The organism is uncultured Marinobacter sp., assembly GCF_913055835.1.
GTDB lineage: Bacteria > Pseudomonadota > Gammaproteobacteria > Pseudomonadales > Oleiphilaceae > Marinobacter.
The window spans coordinates 24,876-38,609 of record NZ_CAJXKQ010000021.1 but is presented as its reverse complement, the minus strand read 5'-3'; the positions used below and the strand labels follow the sequence as shown (position 1 = coordinate 38,609).

The 13,734-nt window shown below is 57.7% G+C and carries 12 protein-coding genes; 5 read left to right on the top strand and 7 right to left on the bottom strand.

The features are described from left to right. Positions 1-166: 166 nt before the first annotated feature. Positions 167-904, top strand: coding sequence for a tRNA (guanosine(18)-2'-O)-methyltransferase TrmH (gene trmH / locus QZ534_RS12360; RefSeq protein WP_296934773.1), 738 nt, complete (start codon positions 167-169; stop codon positions 902-904). 157 nt (positions 905-1,061) lie between these two features. On the opposite strand, the gene QZ534_RS12355 is transcribed toward trmH, so the two are convergent. The 4 genes from QZ534_RS12355 to QZ534_RS12340 form a co-directional block, all read right to left on the bottom strand. Continuing rightward, entirely contained in the window at positions 1,062-2,078 is a 1,017-nt protein-coding gene (locus QZ534_RS12355) for a nucleoid-associated protein (RefSeq protein WP_053112685.1), read from the bottom strand. Between the two features lie 413 nt (positions 2,079-2,491). Further along, positions 2,492-4,150, bottom strand: coding sequence for a sulfate adenylyltransferase subunit CysN (gene cysN, locus QZ534_RS12350; RefSeq protein WP_296934772.1), 1,659 nt, complete (start codon positions 4,148-4,150; stop codon positions 2,492-2,494). 1 nt (position 4,151) lies between these two features. Continuing rightward, entirely contained in the window at positions 4,152-5,060 is a 909-nt protein-coding gene (cysD, locus tag QZ534_RS12345; RefSeq protein WP_222464964.1) for a sulfate adenylyltransferase subunit CysD, read from the bottom strand. A gap of 159 nt (positions 5,061-5,219) precedes the next feature. Beyond that, complete coding sequence (locus QZ534_RS12340; RefSeq protein ID WP_296934771.1) at positions 5,220-5,630, bottom strand: PilZ domain-containing protein; 411 nt, start codon at positions 5,628-5,630, stop codon at positions 5,220-5,222. A 305-nt stretch (positions 5,631-5,935) separates the two neighbouring features. On the opposite strand from QZ534_RS12340, the gene rimO reads away from it, so the two are divergent. Further along, on the top strand, positions 5,936-7,282 hold the full coding sequence (gene rimO / locus QZ534_RS12335) for a 30S ribosomal protein S12 methylthiotransferase RimO (RefSeq protein WP_296934770.1): 1,347 nt from the start codon (positions 5,936-5,938) through the stop codon (positions 7,280-7,282). A 364-nt stretch (positions 7,283-7,646) separates the two neighbouring features. Here rimO and gatB read toward each other — a convergent pair whose 3' ends face one another. The 3 genes from gatB to gatC are packed head-to-tail and all read right to left on the bottom strand — an operon-like array spanning position 7,647 to position 10,924. Continuing rightward, complete coding sequence (gatB, locus tag QZ534_RS12330; protein WP_296934769.1) at positions 7,647-9,098, bottom strand: Asp-tRNA(Asn)/Glu-tRNA(Gln) amidotransferase subunit GatB; 1,452 nt, start codon at positions 9,096-9,098, stop codon at positions 7,647-7,649. Between the two features lie 21 nt (positions 9,099-9,119). Further along, positions 9,120-10,577: an Asp-tRNA(Asn)/Glu-tRNA(Gln) amidotransferase subunit GatA gene (gene gatA / locus QZ534_RS12325; protein ID WP_296934768.1), complete on the bottom strand. Its 1,458-nt coding sequence runs from the start codon at positions 10,575-10,577 to the stop codon at positions 9,120-9,122. Between the two features lie 59 nt (positions 10,578-10,636). Continuing rightward, positions 10,637-10,924 (bottom strand): Asp-tRNA(Asn)/Glu-tRNA(Gln) amidotransferase subunit GatC, encoded by a 288-nt coding sequence (gene gatC, locus QZ534_RS12320; RefSeq protein ID WP_008170132.1) that lies wholly within the window; start codon positions 10,922-10,924, stop codon positions 10,637-10,639. 366 nt (positions 10,925-11,290) lie between these two features. Here gatC and QZ534_RS12315 point away from each other — a divergent pair, with 366 nt between their 5' ends. Genes QZ534_RS12315 through mreD form a run of 3 tightly spaced genes read left to right on the top strand, consistent with a single transcriptional unit; the run spans position 11,291 to position 13,733 of the window. Next, complete coding sequence (locus QZ534_RS12315) at positions 11,291-12,331, top strand: rod shape-determining protein (protein ID WP_008170134.1); 1,041 nt, start codon at positions 11,291-11,293, stop codon at positions 12,329-12,331. Positions 12,332-12,360: 29 nt separating this feature from the next. After that, positions 12,361-13,257, top strand: coding sequence for a rod shape-determining protein MreC (gene mreC / locus QZ534_RS12310; protein WP_296934798.1), 897 nt, complete (start codon positions 12,361-12,363; stop codon positions 13,255-13,257). Next, positions 13,257-13,733, top strand: coding sequence for a rod shape-determining protein MreD (gene mreD, locus QZ534_RS12305; protein WP_064228680.1), 477 nt, complete (start codon positions 13,257-13,259; stop codon positions 13,731-13,733). Before mreC ends, mreD begins: the two co-directional genes overlap by 1 nt. Position 13,734: the final 1 nt, after the last annotated feature.

The window sequence follows — 13,734 nt, the reverse complement described above, 5'->3', positions numbered from 1 at the left end:
CGAGCACATCCATGTGCGCTTGTTTCGGGCCGTCCTTGGCCCTCAACAGTTTTGGAAAGCCATCCCCCAATCACTTCCCGGACGCCTGAGTTACTGCAAAAAACGTAGGTCGGATTAGCCAAAGGCGTAATCCGACAATCCCGATAACCAATACCAAACCACCACAATGACCCCCGAACGCCTAGCCCGAATCAAACAAACCCTCAACACCCGGCAACCAGACCTGAGCGTCCTCACTGACCAGGTTCACAAACCCCGGAACCTCTCCGCCATCATCCGCTCCTGCGATGCGTTCGGTTTGGCCAATATGCACGTGGTCTGGCCGAGGGAAGGCTTCCGGGCGTTCCGGAAAACCGCCGGCGGCAGCTACAACTGGGTCACCACCCACACCCACCGGAGCATGGACGAAGCCATCGCTGCTTTGAAAGGGCAGGGCCATAAGATCTATGCAGCCCAATTATCCGACCGGGCCATTGATTTTCGGGAGGCCGATTACACCGTGCCTTGTACCGTAGTCATGGGGAACGAAGTGGATGGCGTCAGCGCCGACGCCGCGGCCCAGGCCGACGAGCACATCGTGATTCCGATGATGGGAATGGTGGAGTCGCTCAACGTCTCGTCCGCCTGCGCGATTATCCTGTCCGAAGCCCAGCGGCAAAGAAAACTGGCCGGCATGTTCGACCAGTGCCGTCTGCCAGACGGCGAATACAACCGGCTGCTGTTTCGCTGGTGTCAGCCTACGGTCAAACGCTACTGCGACGACCGCAATCTGCCATATCCGCCCATCGATCCGGAAACGGGTGAATTGGTCGACGGGGTAGGCTGGATGCAGGAAGTAAGAAAACTGAGGGCGAATCGCCCACGATGGGATGACGAACCCAAAATCACCGCAGATGAGCAATAAAAGGAAATTACTCTTTTGTGAGATCGGTCCGGGGGTGGGAGGTCTTTCTGCCGGAAAAAGATGTTTGAGCGAAGCGAGTTGTTTTTCCAGAAGAAAAGACCTCCCACCTCCGGGCCAGCCCGCTAAACCAGAAGGCTACGAAACAGAAGCTGGAAATCTACTCCTCACGAGCCTCCAGGTACCGCTGAAGCTGCTCCCGCAGGGCCTTCGGAAGCCGGGTAATCGTCAAGGCGTCTTTGTCGCGGTCATAGTAAACCGCCTGATTCACCAGATCGGATGAAAATGAAACGCTCATGCCGCCGCCAGAGCCGGCGATCCGCACGAGTTTCTTGACCTTGCGATGATCAGGGTGAAGCACACCGCTCTCCGGCAATTCGGCGGTTTTCGAGGCGAACTCCTTGAAGCGTTGCGGCTCGCTCTCGTCCAGGTAGCCGGACAGCGCCTCAATTTCCACTGGCTCGCCCAGGGCATGCTGTTCCTTGCAGAACTCGTAGGCCTTGTTGCGAACCTCGCCCGCTTTCTCTGGCTCCGAGGATTTTGCGAAGGCTTCCACAGCATCCAGGAAGGTCATGGTTTCCTTTTCCACATCTACCTGATTGGTAAACCCACACAAGCGGATGAACAGCTCTCCTGGCTCCCCGGTGCCGCGACCATGCACCAGTGTCAGGTAGTTCTCCGCCGGATTGTTGCCGCGCCAGTCATCCAGCTCGATGCGAACGGCCAGGTTCAGGCGCGACAGGCTGAGAACATCGGTCGCGTCTAATGACTGGTTGCCGTCGAACCGCATGGCGCTGTCGGTTTCCAGAATAAACAGGTAAACCACCTCGGCGTCCGCCAGGGCGTCATGAACAATCATCAGGTGGCCATCGAATTCTTCCTGGCTACCGGTCAGCAGTTCCTGCCATTGCCCGAACAGGCGATCGGTCATGGCGCCGAAGGTTTGTTTGTCTTCCAGATAGTCCTTGAGCCAGGCGCTGAACGGGCACTCGCCCAGGTCTTCGGAGAACCGGCCGTATTTCTTGCCGGGCTTGCTGTTGAACAGGCGCTTCATCTGCTTGTGCAGCCCCTCGTAATCGCCACCGGGCTCCTGCAGGGCCTCACCGGTGACGAGGCGGGCTGGCTGGCCCGGCTGGTACTGGCTGGCGAAGGCAGTGCGGAGGTGTTTGATGGCCATTTTTGGCTCCTGTTCGTTGTTTCGGTTGACTCAGAGAGGCGGGATTCTGCCACGTATTGGCGTTGGATTCATTGGTAGTCTGCTGGTTCTGGTGGTGGGCCGCAGGGCAGGTGCGTATTTTTCTTACGAAAAAACAACTCGCTGCGCTCAGACATCTTTTTTCTAGAGAAAAATACGCACCTACCCCACGTCCACGAGCGTTTCAGCGGTCCGCCAAAAGAAGAACGAGTGTTTACCCTGCTTTGGCTTTGGGAGCTAACACCAAGGTATGTCGGCGACGGGGTGGGGGTATCTTTTTCTGCCGGAAAAAGATGTCTGAGCGAAGCGAGTTGTTTTTCCAAAGAAAAAGATACCCCCACCCCGGCGCCAGCCACCGAAGCAGGGATATCTCATGTCGACTCAGAAGTTAGAGATCAAACCCGCTTGCTGCGAACCAACTCCTGAACAAGTTTGCTAACAGCCTCAGGAATCTCCTGCTCGCTGTCCGCGGTTGCCCCCGCGTTTGCTACGTCAGTGCCGAGGTTAACGGCAATGGCAACCAGACCGTGTGAGGTCAGAAGTTGGGCAACGCGGCGGCGTTCGTCTGCATCGCCGGCGTTTTCTTCGGTGACCACAACCGCCGTTTTGCCCTGGTCGAACAACGCACGTTCCACGGCGAGGGCCAGTGCCGGGGCCTGGCGACCATTACAGGCAATGATCGCCGGTTTCTGGGCCAGGCGGCGTTCGCGCTCTTCGGCCGAAACGGGGTCGAGAGATTCGCCGGAATCGGCAAGTCCAGCCACCATACCCGCACCGATGGTGACGTTGGACAGCCGGTCGATCACGATAAAGCTACCGGTAACGTGGTTGCGCTGGTACGGATCGAAGGCGATCGGCTGGTTCAGGGTCAGCTCGCACAGGCCGATTTCGTTCAGCTGGAGCTGGCTCGGGTTGGCCTGTTGTTCCAGGGTATTTACGTCGGTTTGATGATGAATCTTCTTCACCGTACCGGAAGTAAAGGTCGGGCCCAGCTTGATGTCATACAGCCGACCGGTTTCCAGTGGCGCATCGGTCATCCAAACGATGTTAGCGTTGAAGCGGTTGCCCACTTCCGGCTCATCTTCCACCTTGACCAGCATATCGCCGCGACTGATGTCGATTTCATCAGTCAGGGTGAGGGTGACCGCCTGGTCAATATAGGCCTCTTCCAGGTTGCCATCGAAAGTTACAACTTCTTTGACAGTACTGGTGCGCCGCGAGGGCAGGGCCATGACCTTTTCGCCCGGGCGGATCACGCCGGAGGCGATGGTGCCGCAGAAGCCGCGGAAATTGAGGTTCGGGCGGGTAACGTACTGAACCGGGAAGCGGAAATGCTCCAGATTCTTGTCACGGCCCACTTCCACGGTTTCAAGGATTTCCATCAGGGGCTGGCCGGTGAACCAGGGCGTCTTCTCGCTCTTGTTCACCACGTTGTCGCCTTCCAGGGCGGAAATCGGCACGAAGCGGATATCCTTCAGGCCCAGTTTGGCGGCGAACGCCAGGTAGTCGTCCTTGATTTCGTTGAAACGCTCTTCGCTGAAGTCCACCAGGTCCATCTTGTTCACGGCCACCACGATGTGGCGGATACCCAGCAGGGAGGCGATGTAGGAATGGCGCCGGGTTTGGGTGAGAACACCGTGGCGGGCGTCGATCATCAGGATCGCGACCTGTGCGGTGGATGCACCGGTGGCCATGTTACGGGTGTACTGCTCATGGCCCGGGGTGTCGGCGATGATGAACTTGCGCTTGTCGGTGGAAAAATAGCGGTAGGCAACATCAATAGTGATGCCCTGTTCCCGCTCGGCCTGCAGGCCGTCCACCAGCAGAGCCAGATCCAGCTTCTCGCCGGTGGTGCCCATCTTGGCACTGTCGGTTTTCAGGCTGGCCATATGATCTTCGTAGATCATCTTGGTGTCATGGAGCAGGCGGCCGATCAGGGTGCTTTTGCCGTCGTCCACGCTACCGCAGGTGAGCAGGCGCAGGAGTTCCTTGTTTTCGTGCTGCTTCAGGTAGGCCTGAATATCTTCTGCAATCAGATCAGACTGGTGTGACATCTTAGAAATACCCTTCCCGCTTTTTCTGTTCCATGGAGCCGGCTGAATCGTGGTCGATCACCCGACCCTGGCGCTCGGAGCTCTTGGCCAGCAACATTTCCTGGATGATGTCCGGAAGCGTGTTGGCTTCGGATTCGATGGCGCCCGTAAGCGGGTAGCAGCCCAGGGTCCGGAAGCGAACCGATTTCATCATCGGTTTCTCGCCTTCCTTGAGGGGCATGCGATCGTCATCCACCATGATCAGGGTGCCATCACGCTCAACGACCGGACGCTCGGCTGCAAAATAGAGCGGAACGATGTCGATGTTCTCAAGGTAGATGTATTGCCAGATATCCAGTTCCGTCCAGTTGGACAGCGGGAACACGCGGATGCTCTCGCCCTTGTTGATCTTGCCGTTGTAGATGTTCCACAGCTCTGGCCGCTGGTTCTTGGGATCCCAGCGATGGTATTCATCACGGAACGAATACACGCGCTCCTTGGCGCGGGATTTTTCCTCATCGCGACGGGCACCGCCGAATGCTGCATCGAACTTGTACTTGTCCAGAGCCTGTTTCAAAGCCTGGGTCTTCATGACATCGGTATGTTTTGCACTACCGTGAGTAAACGGCCCGATTCCCTGATCCACGCCTTCTTGATTGGTATGCACAATCAGGTCGAGGCCAAACTTTTCAGCCACGTTATCCCTGAACTTGATCATGTCCCGGAATTTCCAGGTGGTATCAATGTGCATCAACGGGAAGGGCGGTTTACCCGGGTAGAAGGCCTTCAGGGCCAGATGGAGCATTACCGCGGAATCCTTGCCGATGGAGTACAGCATTACCGGATTGTCGAACTCGGCTGCCACTTCCCGGATGATGTGGATGCTTTCCGCTTCCAGCTGTTTCAGGTGCGTGAGGTTGTATGTGGTCATGATAATCCGTTGCCGCCGTGCGGGCCGTTTTGGCTGTGCGAATGTATTCGGCAACTATACCAGAGGGGGTAAGGGCATAAGAAGACGCCCAACTAGACATTGGCGTTATAACAATATAGCAGTGGCGGTCTCGGGGCGTCTGGTAACCGGGGGTTACGTTCAGGACGGATTGCGGGAATCAGCCAGCAACTTGGCCACGTAGCGGTCGACGTAATCGAAGCCGTTGCCTTCAAACTCCGCGAACTGGATGCCGAGCTGGAACTCATCCCGGGCAATACGCCGCATGTGAACGATGTTGCCGTCGGCAATAATAGAGACAGGTTGTGTCGCGACGACAGGTACGGCGAAGCGGGTCTTCACGGCAATCCAGTTGCCGGGAGCCGGTGCCTTTTGCTCGGGTATGAGCTGCTTTACCGTCTCCTGGTTGCAGGAGATCATCACCCCGGTGCGGGAGAGATTGGACACCGAACAGGTCAGGCAGCAGCCGTCCGGTTTTTCAATCGTGATGTCCGTGGCTACATCCACCCGCTGTTGGTTGCGCAAATTCAGTTTGGCGGCGACAGGTTTCATGTTGACTCTTCTGGCGTGTCTGGTTGCAAATGAGGCTGCCTTTCCCATAAATCTCTTCCAGAAAAAACACTTAAACGCATGAAAGTGTAGTTGTTTACTTTGTGATCAGCAAGAAGCCTGCCGTCTATAGTGGCAGATTTGTTAAATCTTTCTGAACAAGGCGTCACAAATTTTGACGTCTGTCAGTTTATCTAGCCGCTTTTACTGATCGGAGTTTTGCTGCAGGCGATCCCGCAGCTGGTGTAAAATACCGCCCTTCACTCATTTATGGGCTCGTGCCGAGCTCCGGGAATTCCAAGCTTTTTATGACAGATAAAACCCAGAACTTCGTCGCTTCCGGTAACGGTAAAGTCGGTTTCATCAGCCTCGGCTGCCCCAAGGCTCTCGTAGACTCCGAACGCATCCTCACCCAACTGAGGCTGGATGGTTACGATGTTGTGCCCACCTATGACGACGCCGACATCGTTGTGGTCAACACCTGCGGTTTTATCGATGCCGCCAAGCAGGAATCCCTGGATGCCATTGGCGAGGCCATCAGTGAAAACGGCAAGGTGATTGTCACCGGGTGCATGGGTGTGGAAGCCGACAAAATTCGCGACACGCACCCGGGCGTACTGGCCGTTTCCGGCCCCCACGCCTATGAAGAGGTGGTCGGCGCGGTTCACCAGTTCGTTCCCCAGAAAAAACAACACGATCCCTTTACTGATCTGGTTCCGCCCCAGGGCATCAAACTGACCCCGCGGCATTACGCGTACCTCAAGATCTCCGAGGGCTGTAACCACCGCTGCACCTTCTGCATCATCCCCTCCATGCGCGGTGATCTGGTCAGCCGCCCCATTGGGGATGTGATGGACGAAGCCCAGCGCCTGGTGGACGCCGGCGTGAAGGAGCTTCTGGTTATTTCCCAGGACACTTCCGCTTACGGCGTTGACACCAAATACCGCACCGGCTTCTGGCAGGGGCGGCCGCTGAAGACCAAGATGCAGTCACTGTGTGAAGCTCTCGGCGAAATGGGGGTGTGGGTGCGCCTGCACTACGTTTACCCCTATCCCCATGTGGACGACATCATTCCCCTGATGGCTGAAGGCAAGATCCTGCCTTACCTGGACATCCCGTTCCAGCACGCCAGCCCGAAAGTCCTCAAGGCCATGAAGCGCCCCGCCCACGACAGCAAGACTCTGGAGCGGATTCGCAAGTGGCGGGAAATCTGTCCCGAGCTCACCATCCGCTCCACCTTCATCGTCGGCTTCCCCAGTGAAACCGAAGAGGACTTCCAGTACCTGCTGGACTGGCTGGATGAAGCCCAGCTGGATCGTGTCGGCGCGTTCAAATACAGCCCGGTGGAGGGTGCCAAAGCTAATGAGCTGGACGGTGCGGTTCCCGAGGAAGTAAAAGAAGAGCGCCTGGCCCGTTTCATGGAAAAGCAGGCAAAAATCTCCGCGGCCCGCCTGCAGGCCAAAATCGGCACGACGATTGATGTGCTGATTGATGAGGTCGACGAGGAGGGCGCCATCGGTCGCTCCAAGGCCGATGCGCCGGAGATTGACGGTATGGTCTACCTCAACGACGAGACTGACCTTGTTCCGGGTGAGATTGTACAGGCGGTGGTTGAGCATGCCGATGAGCATGATCTTTGGGCTCGGCTTCTTTGATGTCGTCTAGCTTGGGCTCCTGGCCTTCTGGTTCTGGGGGCGAGCCTCGGCGGGAGGAGCAGTAGGTCGGATTAGGCGAAGCCGTAATCCGACAAAGGAGTCTGTCGTTCAAAGGTGTCGGATTACGCTTCGCTAATCCGACCTACGATTTTGCTTTCATGTTCTGTCTTCGCGAGGACACGCCGCCAGTTCGAGTGCCGTGGTGGGTAGAGCCTCCCAAAAATCTGGAGCGCCAGGGATGGCGCGACGAAGCCCTACAGGGATGTATTTACGGGCGTTTTTTGGGAGGCTCTACCCACCATGGCAGCCCTCCAAACTAGCAGGCTTGGGCCGAAGCCAAGAGCCACGGCCCAAGCCAAAGTGGTTACCCCTCAAGCTTCCGAACAAGAATCTCGTTGAACAGCTTGGGATTTCCCTGGCCTTTGGAAGCTTTCATCAAAGGCCCCATAAAGCCACCAAGCATCTTCTTCCGCTTCTTGGGGTCTTCCTCGTTCTGATACTGAGCCACCTGATCCGGCATGCCGGCCAGAACCTCATCCACCATGGCTTCCAGAGCACCTGTGTCGGAAACCTGCTTCAGACCCTTGGCATCGATGATGGCGTCGACGTTGTCGTTCTCGCCAGACCAGAGCGCCTCGAAGACCTTCTTCGCGCCAGCGGATGAGATGGTATTGTCGGCAATCCGCACCACCAGATCGCCCAGCTGAGCACCGGTGATAGGCGAGTCGGCAACCGATTTCTCTTCTGCATTTAGCCGGGCGGAGAATTCGCCCTGGATCCAGTTAGCTACCAGTTTGGCATCTTTGCCATGGCTCACGGCTTCCTCAAAGAATGCGGCCAGTTTCGAATCGCCACTGAGCAGGCCGGCGTCGTAGTCGTTCAGACCGTACTGGTCCATAAAGCGGGCTTTGCGAGCGTCCGGCAGTTCCGGAAGGCTGTTGCGGGCTTCTTCGATGAAGGAATCGTCGATCTCCACCGGAAGCAGGTCCGGGCAGGGGAAGTAGCGGTAGTCGTTGGCTTCTTCCTTGGTGCGCATGGAGCGCGACTCGTCGCGGTCGCCGTTATACAGGCGGGTTTCCTGTACGATGCTGCCACCGTCTTCCAGAATGTCCATCTGCCGCTCCACTTCGTGGGCGATGGCCTGTTCCATGAACCGGAACGAGTTCAGGTTCTTGGTTTCGGTGCGGGTGCCCAGCGTGTCAGAGCCCTTCGGTTTCAGCGAGATGTTCACGTCAAACCGCATGGAGCCCTGGGACATATCGCCGTCGCAAATGCCCAGTGACGTCACAATGCTGTGCAGCTTCTTGGCAAAGGCGACCGCTTCTTCCGCGTTGTTCATATCCGGTTCGGTGACTACCTCAATCAGCGGGGTACCTGCCCGGTTCAGATCCACGCCCGTCATACCATGGAAATCCTCGTGCAGGGATTTGCCGGCATCCTCTTCCAGGTGGGCGTGGTGAATGCGCACCCGTTTGGTCTCGCCATTCGGAAGATCAATGTCCACATAGCCGGGACCAACAATCGGGCGCTCCAGCTGGGTTGTCTGGTAGCCCTTGGGCAGGTCCGGGTAGAAGTAGTTCTTCCGCTCGAATACCGAACGCCGCTCGATCTCCGCGTTCACTGCCAGGCCAAACATCACCGCATAGCGGAAAGCCTGTTCATTGGGCACCGGCAGGGTGCCGGGCATGGCCAGGTCAACCGCGTTGGCCTGGGTGTTGGGCTCGGCGCCGTAGGCGGTGCTGGAGCCGGAAAAAATCTTGGTCTTGGTGGCGAGCTGAACGTGAATTTCCAGCCCGATCACAATGTCCCACTGCATACTCGTTCTCCTGTCCCGGGCTTATTGCGGTTCACGCTGGTGCCAGTCGGTCACCTGCTGGAATTGATGGGCGGCGTTCAGCAAACGGGCCTCGGAGAAATAATCCCCGATGATCTGCAAACCCACTGGAAGGCCGTCAACGAAGCCGGCCGGCACTGACATGGCCGGAACGCCCGCCAGGTTGATGGCGATGGTGAATACGTCTTCGAGGTACATGGTCACAGGATCGCTGGTCTTCTCGCCCTGGATAAAGGCAGGCGAGGGGGTGGTCGGGCTCATCAGCACATCCACTTCCTTGAAGGCATTGATGAAATCCTGCTGGATCAGCCGCCGAACCTTCTGGGCCTTGAGATAATAGGCATCAAAATAGCCGGCGGACAGGGCATAGGTGCCCACCAGAATCCGACGTTTCACCTCTTCGCCGAAACCCTCTGCCCGGGAGCGGGTGTACAGATCCATCAGATCCTTCGGGTCCTCGCAGCGGTAGCCATAACGTACACCGTCAAACCGTGACAGGTTGGCGGAAGCTTCGGCCGGCGCGATCACGTAATAGGCCGCAATTGCCAGTTTTGCGTTGGGCAGTGACACCTCTTTAACAGTAGCGCCCAGCTTCTCGTATTCCTTTACCGCATTGCGAACCTGCTGCTCCATCGCCGGGCTGAGCTGATCGCTGAAGTATTCCTTCGGCAAGCCGATCTTCAGACCTTTCAGCGGCTCATTCAGAGTGGCTGTGTAATCCGGCACCTCCCGGTCAATGGACGTTGAGTCCTTCGGATCAAAACCGGCCATCACATTAAGCATCAGGGCGTTGTCTTCTGCTGTGCGGGCCATGGTACCGCCCTGGTCCAGACTGGAGGCAAAGGCAATCATCCCGTACCGCGACACCCGGCCATAAGTCGGCTTAAGCCCGGTAACCCCACAAAGCGCCGCTGGCTGCCGGATCGAACCACCTGTGTCAGTTGCGGTGGCCGCGGGAATCAGCCGAGCCGCAACCGCCGCAGCCGACCCACCAGACGAACCGCCCGGCACCCGCTTATTACCCTCACTCAACCCCCACGGGTTGGTCACCGCACCAAAATAACTGTTCTCGTTGGACGACCCCATGGCGAACTCGTCCATATTGGTCTTGCCCAGACACACGGCACCCGCCTGGCGGAAATTCACCGTAACGGTCGCGTCGTAGGGCGGAACAAAGTTCTCAAGCATCTTCGACCCGCAAGTAGTGCGAACGCCGTTGGTGCAAAAAATGTCCTTGTGCGCAAAAGGAACCCCGGTCCAGGCCGTGGCATTCCCCGCTGCCCGCTGCTCATCCGCCACCCGGGCATCGGCCAGCGCCTGCTCCTCGGTCACGGTAATAAAACTGTTGTACTTTGAATCTTCCCGCTTGATGCGGTCGAGGAACTCCTGGGTCAGCTCCACGCTGGAAACCTGGCCGCTCCCCAGGTCCCGGGAAAGCTCTGCTACGGATTTGTTATGCATGATGAATCCTGAAATCGCTGTTCGTCAGATCGTTCAATTCCCATGAAACGTTCTATGGCTCACTCAATAACCCGAGGCACCAGATAAAGCCCGTTCTCGGTAGCCGGCGCAATCGCCTGGAACGCCTCCCGCTGGTTGGTCTCGGTTACCTCATCAGCGCGCAGGCGCTGGACCGCATTCAGCGGATGGGCCATGGGCTCAACCGAGTCGGTATCGGCCGCACCCAACTGATCCACCAGATCCAGAATATTGCCCAGATCCTTCTCCAGAGCCGAAACCTGCTCGTCATCCACACGAATGCGGGCGAGCACAGCGACTTTCTCAATGTCCTCACGGGAAATGGTCACGCATTGCCTCCCAGGTAAATGAAATGTCGGTAATAAAAGAAGCCGGAATCTTGCACGGGGTCCGGGGGTGGTTGGAAAAGGCTGTCCAAAACTGTTGAGGGCCATGGATGGCCCGAATCAAGCGCACAGGGATGTGCTTGTAGCGTGTTTTGGACAGCCTTTTCCAACCGCCCCTGCACCCAAATAAAAATTAAGGGCAGTATGGTAACAGATTCGAACAATGGCGGGAGGCCCCAGCCCATAAGGTAAATGTGTGAACGGTAAGGCGTGAGGCCCGTTCGCGCCTTGCCTGCAGGGGTGCTCACTGCTAAAGTTGCCGCATCTTTTCTTTGCGACTGCAACTCTCAGGTTGAAACTACACGAATGTTGATAAAAAGACTCCGAGGCATCTTCTCCAGCGACCTGTCCATCGATCTGGGCACCGCCAACACCCTGATCTACGTGCGTGAGCGCGGAATCGTGCTGAACGAGCCCTCGGTAGTGGCCATTCGCACCAACAACTCCCAGAAAATGGTTGCCGCTGTCGGCGCCGAAGCCAAGCGCATGCTTGGCCGTACCCCGGGCAACATCACCGCCATCCGCCCGATGAAAGACGGCGTAATTGCAGATTTCGTGGTAACCGAAAAAATGCTCCAGCACTTTATCCATAAAGTGCACGAGAACAGCTTCATTACCCCGAGCCCCAGAGTGCTGGTGTGCGTGCCCAGCAAGTCCACCCAGGTCGAGCGCAAGGCCATCCGCGAATCCGCCCTCGGCGCCGGCGCCCGGGAAGTCTTCCTGATCGAAGAGCCCATGGCGGCCGCCATTGGTGCAGGCCTGCCGGTTGAGGAAGCCAGCGGCTCCATGATCGTCGACATCGGTGGTGGTACCACCGAAATCGCCATTATCTCCCTGAACGGCATCGTCTATGCCGAGTCCGTGCGCGTTGGTGGTGACAAATTCGACGAAGCCATTGTCACCTACGTGCGCCGCAACTACGGCAGCCTGATTGGTGACTCTACCGCCGAGCGCATCAAGCACGAAATCGGCTGCGCCTACGAAGGTCTCGAGATTCGCGAGATCGATGTGCGCGGTCGCAACCTGGCCGAGGGCGTGCCCCGGGCGTTCACCCTCAATAGTGAAGAAATTCTCGACGCGCTGCAGGAATCCCTGGCGCAGATCGTTCAGACCGTCAAGAGTGCCCTTGAGCAGTCTCCGCCCGAGCTGGCATCCGACATCGCCGAGCGCGGTATCGTACTGACCGGTGGCGGCGCACTGCTGCGCGGCCTGGACAAACTGATCAGCGAGGAAACCGGCCTGCCGGTGATCATCGCTGAAGACCCGCTGACCTGTGTTGCCCGTGGCGGCGGCAAGGCGTTGGAAGTGATTGATCGGGGTGGCATCGGAATGTTCTCCCAGGAGGGATAATCCTGTGGGGAGGGCTCGCCATTAAAACCATCTTCGTCCAGGGGCCTGTTCCCGGCTTCAGACTCCTCATTGTTCTACTCGTATCGGCAGCCCTGGTGGTTGCCGATGCGCGTTTCGACAAGCTCTCAACCGTGCGAAGCACCATCGCAACCGGCCTGGCGCCCGTGTACTGGCTGGGCAATGCGCCCTATGAGTTTACCGACTGGTTCGCCGGACTGTTTGAGAACAAACAGGATCTTCAGGAAGAGAACGAAGACCTCCGGGCCCGTTTGCTGATTCTCGAACGTCGCGCCCTGAAATACGCTGCGCTTGCGTCCGAAAACAACGAACTGCGCCGTCTGATGAACTCGTCTGAAGTGCTGGATGATCGGGTGATTGTGGGTGAAGTGGTTGGCGTATCCCCGGATCCTTTTTCCCATGAAATTATCATTAATAAAGGTCGCAGTGACGGCTTGTCGCCGGGCCAGGCCATTCTTGATGCCCATGGCCTGATGGGGCAGGTGGTGCAGAGCAGCCAGATTACCTCTCGCGTCCTGCTGGTCTCCGACAGCAGCCACGCCGTGCCGGTGGAAGTGGTGCGCAACGGTTTGCGGGCAATCCTGCTGGGCACCGGCGATACCGATACCCTTGATCTCGTTCACGTGCCGGACACGGCTGATATCCGTGAAGGCGACCTGTTGGTCAGTTCCGGCCTTGGTGGCCGGTTTCCAAGGGGCTATCCGGTGGCCGAAGTCAGCCGCATTTCCAAGGAGCCGGGCGAGCCCTTTGTGTCTATCGAAGCCACCCCCAAGGCGCAGTTGAACCAAAGCCGTCTGGTGCTGGTGGTTTTCCCGCCCGAGAGCGCCGCGCCGATGGAAGCCGAATCGGATGAAGGCCAGCCCGCCGTCAATGTAGGCGAAGAGAGCAGCCAGGGAGGGCAGGACTGATGCTATCGGTAATCAGCTATCCGGTTTTTGTGCTCTCCGTAGTAGTTGCCCTGGTGTTCAGCATTTCCCTGTTCCCGGTGGGGTGGTTCGAATTCCGCCCGGAGTGGTTGGGGCTGGTCGTTTTCTACTGGACATTCCGGGCTCCGGCCCAGTTTGGCATCCTGCTCGCCTGGTGTCTGGGTCTGTTGCTGGATGTACTGGAAGCCACCCCCCTTGGCGTCAATGCCATGGCCATGGCGCTGATCGCCTTCCTGGTGCTCACCATCCATCAACGTTTGCGCATGTATCCTATGCCACAACAGTGCCTGATGGTGTTCCTGTTGCTGGGTATCAATCAGATGCTGGTGCACTTCGTGAAGCAGTTGTTGGGTGCCGACGACGCTGGATTCAGCTACCTCTGGCCGGCCCTGACCAGCGCGCTGGTGTGGCCGGTATTCTGTATTCTGCTGGACAACATCAACCGCAAACTGGGTTAGC

Coding starts and splice junctions, on each gene's coding strand:
- mreD (WP_064228680.1), top strand. CDS start 13,257: ATGCTATCGGTAATCAGCTATCCGGTTTTTGTGCTCTCCGTAGTAGTT.
- gatB (WP_296934769.1), bottom strand. CDS start 9,098: ATGCAGTGGGACATTGTGATCGGGCTGGAAATTCACGTTCAGCTCGCC.
- cysN (WP_296934772.1), bottom strand. CDS start 4,150: ATGTCACACCAGTCTGATCTGATTGCAGAAGATATTCAGGCCTACCTG.
- trmH (WP_296934773.1), top strand. CDS start 167: ATGACCCCCGAACGCCTAGCCCGAATCAAACAAACCCTCAACACCCGG.
- QZ534_RS12340 (WP_296934771.1), bottom strand. CDS start 5,630: ATGAAACCTGTCGCCGCCAAACTGAATTTGCGCAACCAACAGCGGGTG.
- rimO (WP_296934770.1), top strand. CDS start 5,936: ATGACAGATAAAACCCAGAACTTCGTCGCTTCCGGTAACGGTAAAGTC.
- gatA (WP_296934768.1), bottom strand. CDS start 10,577: ATGCATAACAAATCCGTAGCAGAGCTTTCCCGGGACCTGGGGAGCGGC.
- cysD (WP_222464964.1), bottom strand. CDS start 5,060: ATGACCACATACAACCTCACGCACCTGAAACAGCTGGAAGCGGAAAGC.
- QZ534_RS12355 (WP_053112685.1), bottom strand. CDS start 2,078: ATGGCCATCAAACACCTCCGCACTGCCTTCGCCAGCCAGTACCAGCCG.